This is a genomic window from Pantoea sp. CFCC18177 (genome assembly GCF_059412425.1).
The window spans coordinates 57,213-75,895 of record NZ_JBNBPL010000004.1 but is presented as its reverse complement, the minus strand read 5'-3'; the positions used below and the strand labels follow the sequence as shown (position 1 = coordinate 75,895).

Sequence of the window (18,683 nt, the reverse complement as noted above, 5' to 3'; positions counted from 1 at the left end):
AAGGTAATGTTAATTCACGGTAAGTGGATGGAGTAACGTTCACTTATTCTTGCTCCCTGATCGTTAATTGCGTCGATACGCACGGTGCCTACACCCTGTAAGCGCTGTTTGGTATTGGGAAACCAGCAAGTTTGCTGCGAAAAAGGAGCCACCATTTCGGGGTCGCAGAGATGCGTTTGCTGCCCGACCTGTAAGTTGACGGCGACCAGGGAAGCAAACCAAGGCTGCGCGTTATCAATCTCTATTCCGTTACCTCGTTGCTTATCAAACAGGCTGCGAACGGTGATTCCTTGCAAAATGTTGTCAGGTTTACCCATGCCGGCAGGGCGATAGAAAAGCTTGATGCGATTACGCAGCATCACCGTCATCGCATTCTGTTTGCCAGTGGTCGTTTTTTCTGCAGGCGGAATTTGTAGCATGTTGAACCAATACATTGATTCGCGATCCTGCGGTAATGAGCGTGATTGGCTAAACACCACACGGGCCACTTGTCCGGCTTTCGGTTGGATGCGAAATACCGGGGGCGTAATAATAAAAGGTACGCTGCTTATTTGCTGTGGTTGGGCATCAACATCTCCATCATCAAACCAGGCCTGAATCAGATAAGGGATGTTGTCGCCATTTTTGAATTGAATATCGACAGAACTGGCCGTTCCCGGATAAATAATACGGCTGCCTACTAATGTCACACTGGCATTGGCTGAATTCAGTGCGGTGCCCAGTAATAAACAAGACAAGATTTTGCGTAAAAACATAGACACTATTCCATGATACACAGTGTGGCCCTGAATAAGATGAGCCACACTGTTGCGTTATTACTGGTAGGTCACGGCATATTGAAGAGAGGCCTCTACCGTACCGGCCGTGGCAACACCGTTGGCATAATATTGCGCGTTGTAAGTCGCTGAGGCTTCGGTTTCGCCTGCGGCCAGCGTCAGGTCACCGCTACCGGTGTAACCGCCCGTTAAATTGATCACGGCATCTTTGCTATCCACCAGTTGCACCTCAACGTTAGTCGCGGTACCGGTATTGGCCAGGTTGCCATTAGCCGTCACGTTATTGCCGACAAAGACCGTTGAGATTTTGGTGGATGCGGATGCATCTCCCGTGCAGCCGGTTAATCCCACCGTGAAGGCAGTTTGCCCCGCCGTGTCACCGCTGGCTGCCAGGTCAGCCTTGCTGACGGTTGGCATCAATACCACCGGTGAGGCCGCATTACCGTTAACTGAGATCGAGCAGGTTTCATCTGCCACTTCGCCTTGGAAATTGATGGTATTGTCCGATGCTGCAAACGCAGAGGCAGAGAACAGTGCACTGGAAACAACCAGTGCGAGTAATGATTTATTTTTTTGAGTCATCATCGTGTAATCCTTTTACTTAGTGACCCGAGAGCAGCTGATTAAAGCTGGTGCCGGTTTTCCTACGAATGGAATCTTTAATGTTGTAAATCTTCTTCATGTCATGATTCATGGCGACTGAGATTGAAGAGAGAGAGTTTCCTTTGAGCGCTAAATCAAGAAAATCAACCTCTTCATGGGAGAGTGCGTTGACTCTCCGTGTTGCACCTCCTTTCAAACCATAATAAGTACTGTTGATCGTTTTCTTAATATCGACCAGTTGGTCCTCGCAATAGATAATCGAGTGGATTCCCTCTCTCTTTATCCAGTGTGCCGCTAATGCGGACAATGCCCGATCGGACACGAGCACGATCGTTAAGCCGGTCGATTTAAGGTACTCAATCCAGTTCTTATTGGTTAAATAACGTATGTTATGAATCGAAAAATCAACGAATATACATCCACGGCAAAATACACTTTCGTAGCGCCCTGCCACTAAAGACAACACACCTTTCATCAGAAAGTGATTACTGTCAGGCCAGACGGCGATTTTTTGTATTGGGCAGCGATGAAGAATATCGTTGTTTCGATCCGTTAGCTGGCAGCGATATTTGCAACTGGCGCAGCGTATGTCCTCTTTGGTTGTGTTTCTCATAACTGACTCATCCGCTCCATGAAGAGCTGCGGATATCCTGGCAGGATAGTTGTTTTCATTCAATGGGTTAAGTAAGTGTTCTGATTTTTGGCATCAGAATAGTCTTAGGTCATACGGTTAAAGTTTCACAGGAATGTCTTTGTCTTTTCTGAAGTTGGGCAATGGCATTCACTTGCATACCTATAAAGAGGTAAGATTTTTCTAATTTCTCCAGGATTAATTTTGAAAGTAACAGAGTAAGATCAAATAATTTATAGCACTTAATGCTAAATGCCTTGGTGATCCAGACGCTGTTAACCATCAAAGTAATGTGGGTAAAACGTTATAGTTCATATTCTTTTTTCCGGTATAAATTTAAATTGGTTGATGGTTTTCGAGTGAGATTATTGCTTTCTCAAGGGTTTTTCTGAATTGTCAGAATATTGTCTGCAAGGTTTCAGGAGTTATTAACCGGATTAGGATTATTCTTACATTTGATGTGTTATGACTTTGATCCGAAAATGTCCGGATTAAAGGGGGTGTTAATCCACAGAGTGGTGTGCTGCGCTGTTGTATTAGGTTTATTAACCAAATTCGATGTAAGTGGAAGCAGTAATAATCATTTAATGATGATATTCAGACGTTTTATAAATAAACCGATTAGTGATTTGTTCATCTTAAATGGTCAATTCAGCATGGATTATTTTTTCCCCGATAGGGTTATGATTATTGTTCGTTTAATAATGATTGAAACAACATTCTCATGAATCTGGCCAACGGCATTCATCGCTCATCGTTTGCGCCAGCGCCGCCGCCGCGTGGGATAAGTGGTGTTGTTTCAAACGCAGAATGCCAACGCGGCGTTCAATGGTGGGTGCCACCAATGGCACACACACCGCGCCCAGTTCCCGCATCTGCTGAATGCAAAGCGCCGGCACTGCGCTTGCACCCAAGCCGCTGGCCACCATTTTGCCTACTGTGACTAACTGATGGCTTTCATAGGCCACATCCAAACGTTTTCCCGCCTGCGCCAGAGACTGTTCCAGTAACAGTCTTACCGCCGAGGGGCGTTGCAAAGTAATGAAATCCAGTTGCAGTAATTCACGCCAGCTTAGCTGGGACTTATTTGCCAATGGACTTTCAGCGGGGACCACGGCGACAAAGCGATCGCTGCCCAACGGCGTGAAATGCAGTGAATCGGCAAGCTCAGGCTCGAACGCCACGCCCATCTCCACACGTCCTTCTTGCACCATTTCCAACACCGTTTCGTTGATCACGTCATGCACCGCAATATTGACGCCGGGATAGCGTTGACGAAATGCCTTTAGCACAGCGGGCAGTAAGTTGCCGGCGAAAGAGGGCATGGCGGCTATCGACACTTTCCCAAGTTGCAACGTAAAGCGCAGGTGCATCGCCTCTTCGGCATTTTCCCAATCCGCCAGCAGTCGCCGTGCCATGGGGAAAAAGATCTCGCCCTCCGGTGTGAGCGACACATGACGGGTGGTACGCATGAACAACGGCCCCCCCAACGCGCCTTCCAATCCACTGATCGCCAGGCTCAGGGCAGGTTGTGAAATTGCCAGTCGCTCACTGGCCTGGGCGAAGTTTAAAGTGTGAGCCACCGCTAAAAACGCGCGTAACTGCTTGATAGTCATTTTCATTTTTTAATTTGTTAACTTTATGTAAAACAACGATTAACAACCTATTAATAAAAAAAGTAAATGAAAAGTGCATAAAAACAAAATTAACAAATCATTTCTGTGACGTGAGGATGGCTTTATCCGGCGAATTCAGGAGAAGCACGGCAATGGCAGGTTTAGATAAACGCGTCACCAGTTATCAGCAAGCGCTGGCGGGGTTAGAAGACAACATGACGGTACTGGCAGGGGGGTTTGGCCTGTGCGGCATTCCAGAAAACCTTATCGCTCACATTCGCCAGCAGGGCGTGAAAGGTCTGACAGTGGTGTCGAACAACTGTGGTGTAGATGGATTTGGCCTCGGCTTACTGCTGGAAAACCAGCAAATCAAAACCATGATCGCTTCTTACGTGGGTGAAAACGCGCTGTTTGAGCAGCAGATGCTGAGTGGTGAGTTGGAAGTCATCCTGACGCCTCAGGGCACGCTGGCCGAAAAAGTCCGGGCGGGTGGGGCGGGTATTCCCGCGTTTTATACCGCCACCGGTTACGGTACCCCCGTAGCAGAAGGTAAAGAAGTGAGAGAGTTTGACGGACGCCATTACATTCTGGAGCAGGCGATTCGCGGTGATTTTGCCATCGTCAAAGGCTGGAAGGCGGACTGGTACGGCAATGTTATCTATCGCCACACGGCACAGAATTTCAATCCACTGATGGCGATGGCCGCGCGCGTCACGGTGGTGGAAGTGGAGGAGATTGTCGCACCCGGTGAGCTCGATCCGGCGGCCATTCATACGCCGGGCATCTATGTCGATCGCGTCATTCAAGGCAATTTCGAGAAACGTATCGAACAGCGCACCTTAAGAGCAGGAGGCACCGATGCTGACGCGTGAACAGATGGCGCAACGTGTGGCTCAGGAGTTGCGTGATGGTGATTACGTCAACCTCGGCATTGGCATGCCGACACTGGTCGCCAACTACGTACCTAAGGGCATGGACGTGATGATGCAGTCAGAAAACGGGTTGCTCGGCATGGGGGCTTTTCCCACTGAAGCGGAGTTGGATGCCGACATGATCAACGCTGGCAAGCAAACCGTGACAGCACGCAAAGGCGCAGCGATTTTCGACTCCGCACAATCCTTCGCCATGATTCGGGGTGGCCACGTTGACCTCACCGTGTTGGGAGCGCTGGAAGTCGATACCCAAGGCAGCATCGCATCGTGGATGATCCCTGGAAAAATGGTGAAAGGCATGGGTGGAGCAATGGATTTAGTCGCCGGGGCCGAGAACATCATCGTAATGATGACCCACGCCTCAAAGCATGGTGAATCGAAACTGCTTAGCAAATGTACCTTGCCGCTTACCGGCGTCGGTTGTATCCGCAGAGTGATCACCGAACTTGCCTGGCTGGAAATTGAAGACGGTGCCTTTGTACTGCGTGAATACGCGCCGGGTGTGAGCATCGAAGAGATTCGCGCCAAAACGGCCGGAGCACTGCGCGTGGCGGATAATGTGCGGGAAATGATCTTTACCCAGCAAAACCCGGAGGCGTTATGAATGAGTGCGTGATTGTTGCGGCGACCCGCACACCGATTGGTCGCTTTCATGGCGCGCTGGCGACGCTTTCCGCCGTTGAGTTGGGGCAAAGGGTGATCGCCGCGCTGTTGGCGCAGACCCAGGTCGATCCCGCGCAGATAGATGAAGTGATCATGGGACAAGTGTTGACTGCGGGTTGCGGGCAAAACCCAGCGCGCCAGGCTACTGTCGCGGCCGGTGTGCCCTATAGCGTACCTGCCACCACGCTAAACATGGTATGCGGTTCGGGGCTGAAAGCGGTGATTCAGGCAGCGCAAGCGATCCAGAGTGGCGCAGCCGACATCATCATTGCCGGTGGTCAAGAGAGCATGAGTCAGTCGCCCTATTTGCTGCCCGATGCACGCGGTGGATGTCGTTTAGGCCATAGCCAGTTAGTTGACAGCGTGATCCATGATGGGCTGTGGGATGCCTTTAACGATTACCACATGGGGATCACCGCCGAAAATCTGGCGGATGAGTATCACATCAGTCGTGAAGACCAGGATGCCTTTGCTTTGCAGTCGCAACAAAAGGCGGTAGCGGCACAGCAGCAAGGGCGCTTTCGCGCAGAGATCACTGCGCTCGAGGTGCCACAAGCCAAAGGCGAAGTGAAGGTGATCAGTGAAGATGAGCAGCCTCGTGCGGACAGCTCCGCAGAACGATTGGCGCGTTTGCATCCCGCATTCAAAAAAGAGGGGAGTGTTACCGCAGGCAATGCTTCCAGTCTTAACGACGGCGCAGCGGCAGTGATGCTGATGTCGGCACAGCGTGCCGCGGCGCTGGGGTTGCCGATCATGGCGCGTTTGACGGGGTGCGGTATCGCGGGGGTGGATCCTGCGGTGATGGGCATCGGCCCGGTTGCCGCCACGCAAAAAGCGCTCAAACAAGCGGGATGGACGCTGGATCAGGTGGATTTGATCGAAGCAAATGAAGGTTTTGCTGCCCAGGCGCTAGCCGTGGGGAAAGCGCTGCACTGGCGATCCGAGCGAGTCAACGTCAATGGCGGTGCGATAGCGCTTGGTCATCCGATTGGCGCATCCGGTTGCCGCATTCTGGTCACGCTGCTGCATGCGCTTGAGCAACGCCAGCTGCAGCGCGGTTTGGCCACGCTGTGCGTCGGCGGCGGCATGGGCGTGGCGTTAACGATTGAACGTTCTGAGAGATGAAAGTTGTAGCGGCGCAATTCATTGCGCATCTGCCAGCAGCGCCATCGCTGGAGTCAGCACGATCAATCGCGCCGCTACGGTAAAGAGCAATTATTTCATGATCAACCCTACAAAATAATAAGGAAGCAACATGAGTGTCGTTATTGCCCTCGCTGCGCTCGGATTGCTGATGTTAGCTGCCTATCGCGGCTATAGCGTAATTTTGTTCGCCCCGATCGCTGCGCTGTTAGCGGTGCTGTTAACTGAACCGGCTGCAGTCGCGCCGGTGTTCAGCGGTTTGTTTATGGAGAAGATGGTGGGCTTTGTGAAGCTCTACTTCCCGGTCTTTCTGCTCGGGGCCATCTTTGGCAAGCTGATTGAACTGTCGGGTTTCTCGCGTTCCATCGTCACAGCAGCGATTGCACTCTTAGGGCGTCGTCACGCGATCCCGGTGATTGTGCTGGTGTGTGCGCTACTGACCTACGGCGGTGTCTCGCTGTTTGTGGTGGCCTTTGCCGTGTATCCGTTTGCCGCGGAACTGTTCCGTCAAAGCAATATCCCCAAACGGTTGATCCCGGCAACGGTGGCATTGGGCGCATTTTCCTTCACCATGGATGCGCTGCCCGGTACGCCACAAATTCAGAACATCATTCCCGGCAGTTTCTTTGGCACCAACGCCTGGGCGGCGCCATGGCTGGGGTTGATCGGCTCGCTGTTCATTATTGTCATTGGCCTGCTGTGGCTGGATCGTCAACGCCGCCGGGCGCAGGCAAACAATGAACCTTACGGCATCAATTTAAAGAATGAGCCAGAAACGGCAGAAGATGTGCATTTACCGCACCCGCTGGTTGCTATTCTGCCGCTGATTCTGGTGGGAGTGCTGAATCTTCTCTTCACTTACTGGATCCCATCATGGTACGGCGCGCAAAGCAGCGTGACTTTGCCGGGGAATCCTATTCCTATCGTGACAGATATCAAGAAAACCACCGCGATATGGGCGGTGCAGGCAGCATTACTGAGCGGTATTTTGGTGGTGCTGATCTTCGGCTGGCGCAACATACGCGGGCGTCTGGCTGAAGGGAGCCGCACAGCCGTGGCGGGCGCGCTGCTGGCCGCGATGAACACCGCTTCCGAATATGGTTTTGGTGCGGTGATCGCCGCGCTGCCAGGATTTGTGGTGCTCTCCGGCGTGTTGCAAGCGATCCCTAATCCGCTACTGAATGAGGCGATCAGCATCACAGTCCTGGCCGGGATCACAGGCTCAGCATCGGGCGGTATGAGTATCGCGCTGGCCGCAATGGCCGAACACTTTGTGCAGGCAGCCCAGGCCACGGGTATCCCAATGGAAGTGCTGCATCGTGTCGCGGCGATGGCCAGCGGCGGGATGGATACGCTGCCGCACAACGGCGCCGTGATCACGCTGTTAGCCATTACCGGGTTGAGCCACAAAGAGGCCTATGGCGGCATCTTCGCCATCACCATCATTAAAAGTCTGGCAGTGCTGTTTGTGATTGGGGTGTTTTACCTCACCGGCATTGTCTAAAGGAGGATAATTCGATGCAGTTAACGGGAAAAGTCGCGCTGGTGACCGGTTCAACCAGCGGTATTGGTTTGGGGATTGCCGAACAGTTGGCGTTGCAAGGTGCAACAGTGATCCTTAACGGGTTTGGTGATGTGGACCAGGCTAAAGCGCTGATTGCAGCAACCGGCGCTGAAGTGGATTACCACGATGCGGATATGTCCGATCCCGAGCAGATTGCGGCGATGATCGCGTGGGTTGAATCGCGTTATGGAGCGGTGGATATTCTGGTGAACAATGCCGGGATTCAATACACCGCACCGGTTGAGCGATTCCCGGTGGAAAAATGGGATGCGATCATCGCGATTAACCTGTCCTCGGTGTTCCACACCAGCCGTGTGGTGTTGCCGGGCATGCAGGCGCGCGGTTGGGGGCGCATCATAAATATTGCCTCGGTGCATGGCCTGGTGGCATCGAAAGAGAAAGCCGCTTATGTCGCGGCAAAACATGGTGTGGTGGGTTTGACCAAAGTGATTGCGCTGGAAAACGCCACATCACCGATCACCTGCAATGCCATCTGTCCGGGCTGGGTGCTGACACCGCTGGTGCAGCAGCAGATTGATAAGCGCATTGCAGCAGGCGAAGAGCCTGAAGCGGCACGGCTCGCCTTGCTGTCCGAGAAACAGCCTGCTCAGGCGTTTGTGACGCCAGAACAGCTCGGAGCGCTGGTGCTGTTCCTCTGTAGCGAAGGCGGTGCGCAGGTGCGCGGCGCCGCCTGGAATATGGACGGCGGCTGGCTGGCACAGTAAGCCGAAGTCAGGGCCTTATCCACGCCGCAATACACTCTTTCATCACACGCAGGCGCTCATCGAGCGCCGCTTTGGCGCTGAGATCTTGCTGGTAGATGATGGATAGCGTGGACTGGTTAATCAGGTAAAAGAAACCCAGCGCCGAGATATTGATGTTGAGTTGCATCACATCAATATCTTCACGAACGCAGCCTTCTGTTCGGCCACGCGCCAGCAGTTGTTGCGTGATGCTGCTCCAACTCTGGTTAATCTGCACGGTGACATCAGACTCTTTCAGATGACGCGCTTTAAGCTGATTTTCACTGTTCAGCAGGCGGATAAATTCGGGGTTCTTAAGATAGTACTGCCAGGTAAACTCCACCAGTTGCAAGATGGCCTGATCGGCAGGCAGATGATCAAGTTTCAACGCCGCTTCCTGCTCACGGATATCTCGATAGGCTTCTTCAAGCACCCTGGTGAACAGGATATCTTTATTGGTGAAGTAGTAGTAAATCAGCTGTTTATTGGCGTGGGCGCGTTCGGCAATGCTGTCAACGCGAGCACCGTCAAATCCCTTCTCAGCGAACTCGGCGCGGGCGGCCATCAGTATCCGCACCTGCTTATCCGTCACCTCTTCAATATTGCTAGCCACGCGATTAACCAAAGCAGAATCCCCACACATCACTGTTTTTCTGAGCATTATAGTGCCTCTTTTTGCGCATAAAACAAGGGAGAAAGATTTTCAACTAACTAGTTGGTTATGTGAAACCGATCAAAGTCAGGCTGATTTTTGAACTCTATAGTGAAGTCATCAACCAGTTAGTTGATTGATTATGAATCAACGTGAGTTGAACGGTGAAAACAGATGTTGAGCATGTTACTTCCATCACAAACTACTTTGAGGTGTATTCATGGCGCAGATTCCAGTAGGCATCATCATGCACGGCGTGACCGGGCGAATGGGCAAAAACCAGCATCTCATCCGTTCTATCGTGCAGATTCGTCAGCAGGGCGGAGTCGCGCTGGCTAATGGCGACCGCCTGATGCCAGATCCGATTCTCATTGGCCGTAATGCGGAAAAAATCGCGGCGCTGGCGCGTGAGTATGGCATTGAGCGCTGGGGCACCAACATTGATGAGGCGCTTAACAATCCACATGACATCATCTTCTTTGATGCGGCCACCACCCAGGCGCGCCCGGCGCTGCTGAAAAAAGCCATCAGCAAAGGCAAACATGTCTATTCGGAAAAACCCGTGGCGATGGGACTGGATGATGCGCTGGACTTGTACCATTACGCGCGTGAAAAGGGCGTTTGTCACGGCGTGGTGCAAGACAAGCTCTGGCTTCCGGGATTGCAAAAACTGCGTCTGCTTAATGAGGCGGGCTTTTTTGGCCGCGTGTTGTCAGTGCGCGGTGAGTTTGGTTACTGGGTGTTTGAGGGCGACCAGCAACCCGCCCAACGTCCCTCCTGGAACTACCGCAGTGAAGATGGCGGCGGCATCATCCTCGATATGATCTGTCACTGGCGCTATGTCATCGACAATCTGTTTGGCGAGATCAAAAGCCTGAGCTGCATCGGAGCGACGCACATTCCGCAGCGCTGGGATGAGCAGCAACAACCCTACGTTGCCACTGCGGACGATGCGGTTTACGCCACATTCGAGCTGCATAATGGCGCGATTGTGCAGATCAATAGCTCATGGTGTGTGCGTGTGCGCCGCGATGATTTGGTGACATTCCAGGTCGATGGGGTGAAAGGTTCGGCGTTGGCTGGGCTGAGCGACTGTTTCACTCAGGCGGGTGTTAATACGCCAAAACCGGTTTGGAATCCTGACATCCGTCAAACACACAACTTTTTCGATGACTGGGCAAGCGTGCCCGACACTCAAGTCTATGACAATGCATTCAAAGTGCAGTGGGAACTGTTTCTGCGCCACGTTTGGGGAGAGGGCGTATATCGCTGGGATCTGCTGGAAGGTGCGAAAGGGCTGCAGTTGGTCGATCTGGCACTGAAAAGCTGGAAAGAGCGTCGCTGGGTTGATGTGCCATCGCTGGAACGCTGAGGAGAAGAAGATGAGCCAACCCGATCCGCATCAATTGTCTTTGAACACCGCCACCGTACGCCAGCAGTGGGATTTACGCCAAATCATTGAAGGCTGCGCCCGCCATGAGATTCGCGGCATCTCACCGTGGCGTGACCAGGTCGCAAAGCTTGGGCTGCGGGAAGCCGCACGGCTTATCCGTCATCACCATCTGGCTGTCAGTGGCTACTGTCGAGGCGGTATGTTCCCTGGCATCGATCAGCAGGCACGTCAGGCGACCTTGAGCGATAACCAGCGAGCCGTGGATGAAGCCCTGGAGTTGGGGGCGCAATGCCTGGTGCTGGTGGTGGGCGGATTACCGCCGGGATCGCGGGATTTACCCGGTGCGCGACAACAAGTGCGCGATGGGCTGAGCGCCTTACTGGAGTATGCCCGTGCCGGAGGAATGCCGCTGGCTATTGAGCCGCTCCATCCGATGTATGCCGCCGACCGTGCCTGTATCAATACTTTAAAGCAGGCCAACGATCTCTGCGACGAGTTGGGTGATGACGGGCTGGGCATTGCGGTTGATGTCTATCACACCTGGTGGGATGCCGAGTTTTATCAGCAAATCGCCCGCGCGGGCCAGAAGCGGCTGCTGGCATTTCATATTTGCGACTGGCTAAGCCCAACGCAGGACCTGCTCGAAGATCGCGGCATGATGGGCGATGGTGTGATTGATATTCGGGCGATGAGAACGGCGGTGGAAGCGCAGGGCTATCGTGGGTTGCATGAAGTGGAGATTTTCTCCCGCCTCAACTGGTGGGTTCAGGATCCGGATGAGGTGCTCAAGACCTGCAAGGCTCGCCATCTGGCGCACGGTTAACCGTATCTGACAGAGCTGAAAAGCTGTTTTCGTCGGTCTAAGAGATTGTCGAGGAAAAGATGAATACAGATACCCGAAAAATGATTTTGGTCACCGTGCTGTGCGGCCTTGGCTACATGATGTACTCGGTGGATCGCATGACGGTGTCATCCGCGATTGGCTTGATCGCCGGTGATTTTGGTCTCGGTAAAGCAGAAAGCGGCATTCTGCTCTCCTCCTTCTTTTTTGGCTTCATCCTGTTTCTGTTTATCGCGGGCATTATTGCCGACAAGTTAAGTGGCAAGCCGGTGCTCATTCTCGGTCTGATGATGTTCTCCCTTGCCACGCTCCTGACGGGCGTGGCGGGAAGTTTTACCAGCCTGATCTTCTATCGCGTCATGACCGGTATCGGTGAAGGCATCTTCTGGCCCGCTGCCTCGCTGGAAGTCGCGAACGTCACCAGTGAGAAACAACGTACCACCGTAATGTCGTTGTATTGGATGGGTTATCCAATTGGCGGCTTTCTCGGCACCTGGATGGGTGCCATGCTCGGCCCGATTTTTGGCTGGCGCGTGGTGTTTTATGTTGCGGGGGCGATGGGGATGGTAGTGGCTCTGCTCTATCTGCTGTTGGTGAAGAATGACCGCAAGCCCGCTGCGCTGATCGCGCGTCAGGCTGCGGAGCGAGTGCCGCTGAAAACTTTGTTCCGCCATGCCCCGGTATTGCTGATGGCGGCCTTCTATTTCGTGCTGTTAGCGGGCTGGTGGATTGTGTTGCTATGGGCACCCAGCTACCTGATGCAGGTGAAAAATCTGTCGATCGGCACCGCCGGAACTATCGCTAGTCTTCTGGGCATCACCGGTGCGCTGGGCGGCTTTGTGCTCGGGCGCTATTGCGATAAAGGCGATTTCAAACGTCGTCGCACCCTACTGATGAGCATCACCTTTGTCAGCGGGCTAGTGATGGCCGCAATGTCCTTCAATCTCTCCGTGCCGCTGGTCATTGTTCTGGTCTTGATGCTGGGTTTCCTCGGCTATCCCATCACCCCGATTGTGCTGTCACTGACCGCTGAACTGGTTCCGCCATCGCTACGCGGATCAGCCATTGGATTTGTCATGAATATGGGCATGGCGGCCGGCGGTATCTCACCGATTGTCGCAGGCTACTACGCGCAGCATTACAGTTTGCAACCGGTGTGGCTGGCGGCGGCGTTGGTGATTGTTTGTAGCAGCGTGGTGTTGCTGGGTGTGCGGCGCATGCCTGTAGCTACCACAAAAAATGCACAGGACGCTCTGCCGTCTGGGCATCTGGCTAAACATTGAAAGAAGGATGAGAACCATGACTGTCAGCCATAAAGTACGTTTACTGGATCGCCACGGGCAGCCTTACAGCTATGTATTGCAGGGCGAACGCAACTGGCATCTGCCAGCCAAACCCACCTTTAACCGACAAGTGTATGCGGCAGCACATGTGGTGGCCGATCCCCAACGCATGCAGAATCCGCACAGTGATATGGCGATTGACTGGGACGCCACGCTCGCCTATCGCCGTCATCTGATGTCGCTGGGATTGGGCATAGCCGAAGCGATGGATACCGCCCAGCGCGGCATGGGGCTTAACTGGACAACTGGGCTGGAACTGATCCAGCGTAGCGTGGAGCAGGCAAAAGCTTATCCGGGAGCTTTGATCGCCAGCGGCGCAGGAACCGATCATCTGACCGATTTTACCGGGTTAACCTTGCAGGATGTGATTGCCGCCTATGAACAGCAGATAGCCGCGATTGAAGCCTGCGGTGGCCGCATCATTCTGATGGCCAGTCGTGCGCTGGCAGCGATTGCCACCGGGCCGGATGATTACATCAAAGTTTATGGCACGCTGCTGCGCCAGGTAAAAGAGCCGGTGATCTTGCACTGGCTGGGCGACATGTTTGACCCCGCGCTGCGCGGATATTGGGGGGGGAATACCCTCCACGCTGCGATGGAGGTGTGTCTTGCCGTAATTCGAGAAAATGAGGCGAAGGTCGAGGGGATTAAAATCTCTTTACTGGATAAAGATCGCGAAATCGAGATGCGTCGCCAGTTGCCTGCTTCGGTGAAAATGTACACCGGGGATGACTTCAACTATCCCGAACTGATCGCGGGGGATGAACAAGGTTATTCTCACGCGTTATTAGGCATTCTGGATGGCATTGCACCGGCGGCAACCAGCGCGCTACATGCGCTAGCGCAAGGCGACCGGGCGACCTTTGACAAAATCCTGTCTCCAACTGTCCCGCTGGCACGCCATCTCTTTTCCGCTCCCACCCAATATTACAAAGCAGGGATTGTGTTCCTCGCATGGCTGAACGGCCATCAACAACACTTTACGTTGTTAGGTGGCCTGCAAAGCGCCCGCAGCTTAACGCATTACTGTGAAGCCTTCCGTTTGGCTGACCAGGCCGGATTACTGGAAAATGCTGACATCGCCTCGGAACGCATGTGGCTGTTGGCGAAACTGCACGGTATTTAAGCTGCGATACATAAGCTTCACGCGGGCGGTATCAGGCCGCTCGCTCTCTTTCAACCACGCCTTCTACCACGTTTTTTCTTCTCTGATATCAAATCACTGTCGCCATAAGAAACACCTATCATCAAGAAAATACACTAATAACAGCTACATATATTGAATTTAACAAAACTGTGACATCGCACAATATACATATAACATATTATGTTTTATAAATACTGACATAACATTACAGTTAAGGTTCTGGAGGCGTTGATGAGCACTATTCCGTCAGGAAATACCCGCAACAGCGTTGGGCAAGAAGAGCGAAAGTTCAAGCGATCGATCGGCTTGATGTCTAACTTCTCGCTGGGATTCACCTATTTATCACCCCTTACCGCCGTCTATTCTCTGTTTGCCTTAGCCATGACGCTGGCAGGCCCACCTTCTATCTGGTGGATTTTGATTGCCGCAGGTGGCCAGTTGTTGGTGGCGATGGTCTTTGGTGAGGTCGCCTCACAATACCCGATCACCGGAGGGTTATACCCATGGTCGCGTATTCTCTGGGGCAAAAAATATGCCTGGATTGCCGCTTGGATCTATCTTTGGGCGCTGGTGGTCACCATTACCTCGATTGCCGAATACAGTTCAACCTTTGTTGCCTCGCTATTAGGCTATGAACAAACCGCGATCAACTTGTTGATGACCTCGGTTGTGCTGCTATTAATGATGATGGCGATTAACCTGTCGGGCACCAAAAACCTGGCGCGTGTGGCCCGTATTGGCTTCTGGTGTGAAATTGTCAGCGTTATTGCACTCGGCATTTATCTCCTGCTGTTCCATCGTATGCAGCCGATCAGCGTGATTTTTGACTCCATGGGCGTAAGTGCCAGCGGCGGTTATACCTCCGCGTTTATGTCGGCATCCTTGTTAGGGCTGTTCATGTTCTTTGGTTTTGAAGCCTGTGGGAACGTGGCAGAAGAAGTGCAGAATGCCAGCCGTAAAATCCCGGTGGCGATGATTTTAAGTATTGTTTTTGGCGCGATCTCAGCGGTGATATCTGTACTGGGCTACCTGTTATCGTATCCAAATCTGCACGATATTGTGTCGGGTAAGATCCAGAATCCTATTCCTGAAATTTTGAATAATGCCCTTGGTCCGATGGGTGAGAAGATCTTCATTGTGGTTGCGGTGATTGCCATGCTCTCCTGCATTCTTTCGCTGCAAGCCGCGTTGAGCCGTCTGCTGTTCTCTTTCTCGCGAGACAAAATGCTGCCAGGCAGCAGTTGGATGGCGAAGATTTCGAAGCACGATGTGCCAGATAACGCCATGATTGTCAGCTGTGCCTTGCCACTGCTGGTGTGTATTTGGGTTTACTATCAACCGGATAACCTTGCACGTATTACCGCTTTTGCGGTAGTGGGTATCTATATTTCCTTCCAGATGGTGGTGCTGGCTGCTTTGCGTAAACGTCTGCAGGGTTGGAAACCTCAAGGAGAATGGAGCATTGGTCGTTGGGGGATCTGGGTGAATATCCTGGCGCTGATTTATGGTTTAGGCGGTATCTATCTGTTGGTGCAACCTGGAGAGGGCAGCTTTGTCGATAAATGGATTGTGTTAATTGGTCTGTTTATTGTTGTGGCATCGGGGGCGTTATATATGTTTATTGCGCGCCCTTACAGTCAAAAAAGTCATGAACCGCATTACGATCTGAGCGCTATCAAAGAGTAATCACACTGGGTGAGGGAAGTCTCACCCACATCTCCGCTTTGCAATACAGCTTACACTCCATCGCCGGTGCCATGGGAAGGGAGCGGCGTGTCTGAAATATTGAATGGGAATAACCATGAACCTGAATTCAAGAACCAAGACAAAGCTTTCCATCTGGCAAGTCATTATCATTGGCATCGCCTATATGACACCGATGACGGTATTTGATACGTTCGGCATTGTATCTAAATTAACCGAGGGTCGTGTGCCGCTGGCGTATTTACTTGCACTGGCAGCCGTACTATTTACCGCTGTCAGTTACGGACGCATGGTGAAACTATATCCTTGCGCAGGTTCGGCTTATACCTACGCAAAAAATGTCTGCGGCAATAATATTGGTTTTCTGGTGGGTTGGTCATCCCTGTTGGATTATATCTTCCTGCCGATGATCAATTCGTTATTAGCGGGTATCTACCTGCAAACACTGCTGCCTGAAATTCCACCGTGGTTATCCATTCTGGCCTTCACCACGCTGATTACCTATATCAACTGCTGCAACATTAAAATTCTGGCAAACGTCAATTTCCTGTTTGTCGGCATGCCGGTGATTTTAATGGGTGTGTTTGTTTACCTGGTGGTGCACGATTTAAGTAGCGCGTATGGCAGCGGACGCGTGTTGACAGTGACACCGTTGTTCAACGGAAATGCCAGCATTTTGCCTCTCATTAGCGGTGCAGCCGTCCTGTGTTTCTCATTTTTAGGCTTTGATGCAGTCACCACGCTGTCGGATGAGACTGACAAGCCAGAAAGCGTCATTCCTAAAGCGGTGTTTTATACCGCACTGTGCGGCGGTGCTATTTTCTTCCTCGCCGCATGGTTTATTCAACTCTATTATCCCGATAACGCCATGTTTAAAAATCCCATGGAAGCGATGCCAGAGATTGTTTTATACGTTGGTGGTCGTTTATTCCAGACACTCTTCCTGATGGGGATATTACTAAATACGGTCGCGTCAGCCTTGGCTTCACACGCCAGCGCCGCACGGTTGCTGCATATCATGGGTAAGAACAATCCAGTGACAGCACCGGTATTGGGCTATATTCACCCGAAAACCCGGAATCCGCTCTATTGCGTATTATTAACCGGTTTTATTTCGCTCAGTTCGATATTCTTTGATCTCGATACGGCCGTCTCGTTAATTAGCTTTGGCGCGCTGGTGGCATTCAGTGCTGTGAATCTTTCCGTTATCGTGAAGTTTGCCTTTATGGATAAGCAAGTCACCGGATTCAATGACCTGTTTAATAATGTGTTGCTGCCGCTGTGTGGATTGGCATGCGTCGCGATGATGTGGGTCAATCTTGATCATGATGCCTTTCTGTTGGGATCGATTTGGGCGGTATTAGGGATTAGCTGGATTATTTACTGCAGTATTACCCAACGTGAAGTGATGATTTCTGAGTAGTGAATGAAGTGAAACTCACAGTGAATTGACCTGTGGTGTGATTAACTGACCGAGAATAACGTATGAACAGACAGATGGATTTAATTAAACCGGAATTAATGCGTGATGCGAAATTTACCCGACCGAGTCAAACAGCCATCAATGGTGACTGGAACTGGGTGAGACAATGTGATGAAACAGAGAATATCGATCCGGGAAATCCGGCCAATTACTACGAGTCGACGCTTGCGCCATGGATGCATTTTTCTCCGTTAGGGGGAGAGAAAGTGTGTGAATTCGTAGTCATTGGCGGCGGACTTCTTGGGGCATCCACTGCGTTGCATTTGGCTGAAGCGGGCATTGAAACCGTGCTTCTGGAGAAGAATGCGATTGGTTCTGGCGCGTCAGGGCGAAACGGAGGACAACTCACCCCCGGACTGGCGCGTTGGGAAGCCGAATCGATGCTGGATAACCTCAGTACGGACGAAGCGCGACGTTTATGGCACTTCACCTCGACCGAGGCGATGTCACTGATTGATGATATTGCCAGCCGATACCATCTCGACCTCGACCGCCAGCGCGGCCATATCACGGCTGCGGTGCACCCTGGCCATATGAATGCGCTGGTGCAGGCTGCCGATGCGCGCCGTTTTCTGGGAGACAACCATGTCGCCGTGTTAGGGGGATACGAGCTGCAAGAACACATCAGATCGGAAGCCTACTACGGCGGTGTTCTGGATGATCTTGGCGGCCAGATTCATTCACTGGCGCTCAATCGTGGGCTGATATACGGCTTTGTGATGAATGGCGGACAGGTTCACGAGCAAAGTGAAGTGATCCGTATTGAGGAGTTCGGCGGCGTTACCCATGTCCATACGGCAACAGGGATGATCACTGCCACCAAGGGCGTGGTGATTGCGGTTCATGATGCCACGCATACCTTACTCAATGAAAACAACGCCACCACCATACCGTTTTATACCTACGTTGGCGTGACATCACCGGTGGCTGGCGGTACGAAAACCTTGCTCCCGACAGGCAAGCCCGTCTATGACACGCAGTTGCAAATCGATTATTACCGCCCGGTTCGCAATGAGCGTTTGCTGTTTGGCGGGCAAGGGACCGGTATGCGCTGGGATGATACCCGCACGGTGGATTACCTCACCTCGCGGTTACGCTCTGTGTTTCCTGAACATGAAGAACTGCAGCTCGATTTTGCGTGGAGCGGCACCACGGATTTAACGCTAAACGGCGCTACCGACTGCCGTAAAGGCGGGAAGAACGGCAAAATTTACTCCGTGCATGGCTGGAGCGGACACGGCATTGCGCAAACGGTACGAATTGGAAAAGCGATTCGTGATGATATCGTCAAGGCCAACAGTGATTTCTCAATGCTGACCGCGATAAAACACACACCGCTGATGATTGGACGAAAACTGGCGCCAGTGGCTATTCCTCTGGCGAAAACGTTACTCGGCATCACCGCCAAACTGGCACCGGGAAAAATGATTTCGTTTTAATCGTGACCCT

17 protein-coding genes are annotated in these 18,683 nt (G+C 52.3%); 12 read left to right on the top strand and 5 right to left on the bottom strand.

Annotated elements, in window-relative coordinates; all coding sequences use genetic code 11:
• Positions 1-14: 14 nt before the first annotated feature.
• From ACPUC8_RS05900 to ACPUC8_RS05885, 4 genes are all read right to left on the bottom strand, one after another.
• On the bottom strand, positions 15-755 hold the full coding sequence (locus ACPUC8_RS05900) for a fimbria/pilus periplasmic chaperone (RefSeq protein WP_052206059.1): 741 nt from the start codon (positions 753-755) through the stop codon (positions 15-17).
• Positions 756-815: 60 nt separating this feature from the next.
• The gene (locus tag ACPUC8_RS05895; protein WP_039331966.1) at positions 816-1,361 is read right to left on the bottom strand and encodes a fimbrial protein; all 546 of its coding nucleotides are present in this window, start codon (positions 1,359-1,361) and stop codon (positions 816-818) included.
• 16 nt (positions 1,362-1,377) lie between these two features.
• Positions 1,378-1,992 (bottom strand): hypothetical protein, encoded by a 615-nt coding sequence (locus ACPUC8_RS05890; RefSeq protein WP_039331968.1) that lies wholly within the window; start codon positions 1,990-1,992, stop codon positions 1,378-1,380.
• A 740-nt stretch (positions 1,993-2,732) separates the two neighbouring features.
• A complete protein-coding gene (locus tag ACPUC8_RS05885) occupies positions 2,733-3,632 on the bottom strand; it encodes a LysR family transcriptional regulator (protein ID WP_494925753.1) in 900 nt (299 codons plus the stop codon).
• Between the two features lie 146 nt (positions 3,633-3,778).
• On the opposite strand from ACPUC8_RS05885, the gene ACPUC8_RS05880 reads away from it, so the two are divergent.
• The 5 genes from ACPUC8_RS05880 to ACPUC8_RS05860 all read left to right on the top strand — a co-directional run bounded on the left by ACPUC8_RS05880 (position 3,779) and on the right by ACPUC8_RS05860 (position 8,653).
• A complete protein-coding gene (locus ACPUC8_RS05880; protein WP_058973233.1) occupies positions 3,779-4,498 on the top strand; it encodes a CoA transferase subunit A in 720 nt (239 codons plus the stop codon).
• Positions 4,485-5,162, top strand: coding sequence for a CoA transferase subunit B (locus tag ACPUC8_RS05875; RefSeq protein WP_039337389.1), 678 nt, complete (start codon positions 4,485-4,487; stop codon positions 5,160-5,162). The genes ACPUC8_RS05880 and ACPUC8_RS05875 overlap by 14 nt, the downstream gene beginning before the upstream one ends.
• Positions 5,159-6,346, top strand: a complete 1,188-nt coding sequence (locus ACPUC8_RS05870) for an acetyl-CoA C-acetyltransferase (RefSeq protein ID WP_494925752.1) — start codon at positions 5,159-5,161, stop codon at positions 6,344-6,346. The genes ACPUC8_RS05875 and ACPUC8_RS05870 overlap by 4 nt, the downstream gene beginning before the upstream one ends.
• Positions 6,347-6,476: 130 nt before the next feature.
• A complete protein-coding gene (locus ACPUC8_RS05865; RefSeq protein ID WP_058973230.1) occupies positions 6,477-7,868 on the top strand; it encodes a GntP family permease in 1,392 nt (463 codons plus the stop codon).
• A 14-nt stretch (positions 7,869-7,882) separates the two neighbouring features.
• Positions 7,883-8,653: a 3-hydroxybutyrate dehydrogenase gene (locus ACPUC8_RS05860; RefSeq protein WP_494925751.1), complete on the top strand. Its 771-nt coding sequence runs from the start codon at positions 7,883-7,885 to the stop codon at positions 8,651-8,653.
• A gap of 7 nt (positions 8,654-8,660) precedes the next feature.
• Here the strand turns inward: ACPUC8_RS05860 and ACPUC8_RS05855 are convergent, their stop codons facing one another.
• The gene (locus ACPUC8_RS05855) at positions 8,661-9,332 is read right to left on the bottom strand and encodes a TetR/AcrR family transcriptional regulator (protein ID WP_494925750.1); all 672 of its coding nucleotides are present in this window, start codon (positions 9,330-9,332) and stop codon (positions 8,661-8,663) included.
• A 211-nt stretch (positions 9,333-9,543) separates the two neighbouring features.
• Between ACPUC8_RS05855 and ACPUC8_RS05850 the strand changes: the two genes are divergently transcribed.
• The 7 genes from ACPUC8_RS05850 (at position 9,544) to ACPUC8_RS05820 (ending at position 18,673) form a co-directional block, all read left to right on the top strand.
• The gene (locus ACPUC8_RS05850; protein ID WP_494925749.1) at positions 9,544-10,695 is read left to right on the top strand and encodes a Gfo/Idh/MocA family protein; all 1,152 of its coding nucleotides are present in this window, start codon (positions 9,544-9,546) and stop codon (positions 10,693-10,695) included.
• A gap of 10 nt (positions 10,696-10,705) precedes the next feature.
• On the top strand, positions 10,706-11,539 hold the full coding sequence (locus ACPUC8_RS05845; RefSeq protein ID WP_494925748.1) for a sugar phosphate isomerase/epimerase family protein: 834 nt from the start codon (positions 10,706-10,708) through the stop codon (positions 11,537-11,539).
• A 59-nt stretch (positions 11,540-11,598) separates the two neighbouring features.
• Positions 11,599-12,840 (top strand): MFS transporter, encoded by a 1,242-nt coding sequence (locus ACPUC8_RS05840; RefSeq protein WP_494925747.1) that lies wholly within the window; start codon positions 11,599-11,601, stop codon positions 12,838-12,840.
• Positions 12,841-12,856: 16 nt separating this feature from the next.
• The gene (locus tag ACPUC8_RS05835; protein WP_494925746.1) at positions 12,857-14,026 is read left to right on the top strand and encodes a dihydrodipicolinate synthase family protein; all 1,170 of its coding nucleotides are present in this window, start codon (positions 12,857-12,859) and stop codon (positions 14,024-14,026) included.
• Positions 14,027-14,278: 252 nt separating this feature from the next.
• Complete coding sequence (locus ACPUC8_RS05830; protein WP_494925745.1) at positions 14,279-15,733, top strand: APC family permease; 1,455 nt, start codon at positions 14,279-14,281, stop codon at positions 15,731-15,733.
• Between the two features lie 115 nt (positions 15,734-15,848).
• Positions 15,849-17,174 carry an APC family permease gene (locus ACPUC8_RS05825; RefSeq protein ID WP_039333285.1) on the top strand — a complete coding sequence of 442 codons (1,326 nt, stop codon included), beginning with the start codon at positions 15,849-15,851 and terminating at the stop codon, positions 17,172-17,174.
• 62 nt (positions 17,175-17,236) lie between these two features.
• Entirely contained in the window at positions 17,237-18,673 is a 1,437-nt protein-coding gene (locus ACPUC8_RS05820; protein ID WP_494925744.1) for an NAD(P)/FAD-dependent oxidoreductase, read from the top strand.
• Positions 18,674-18,683 lie beyond the last annotated feature (10 nt).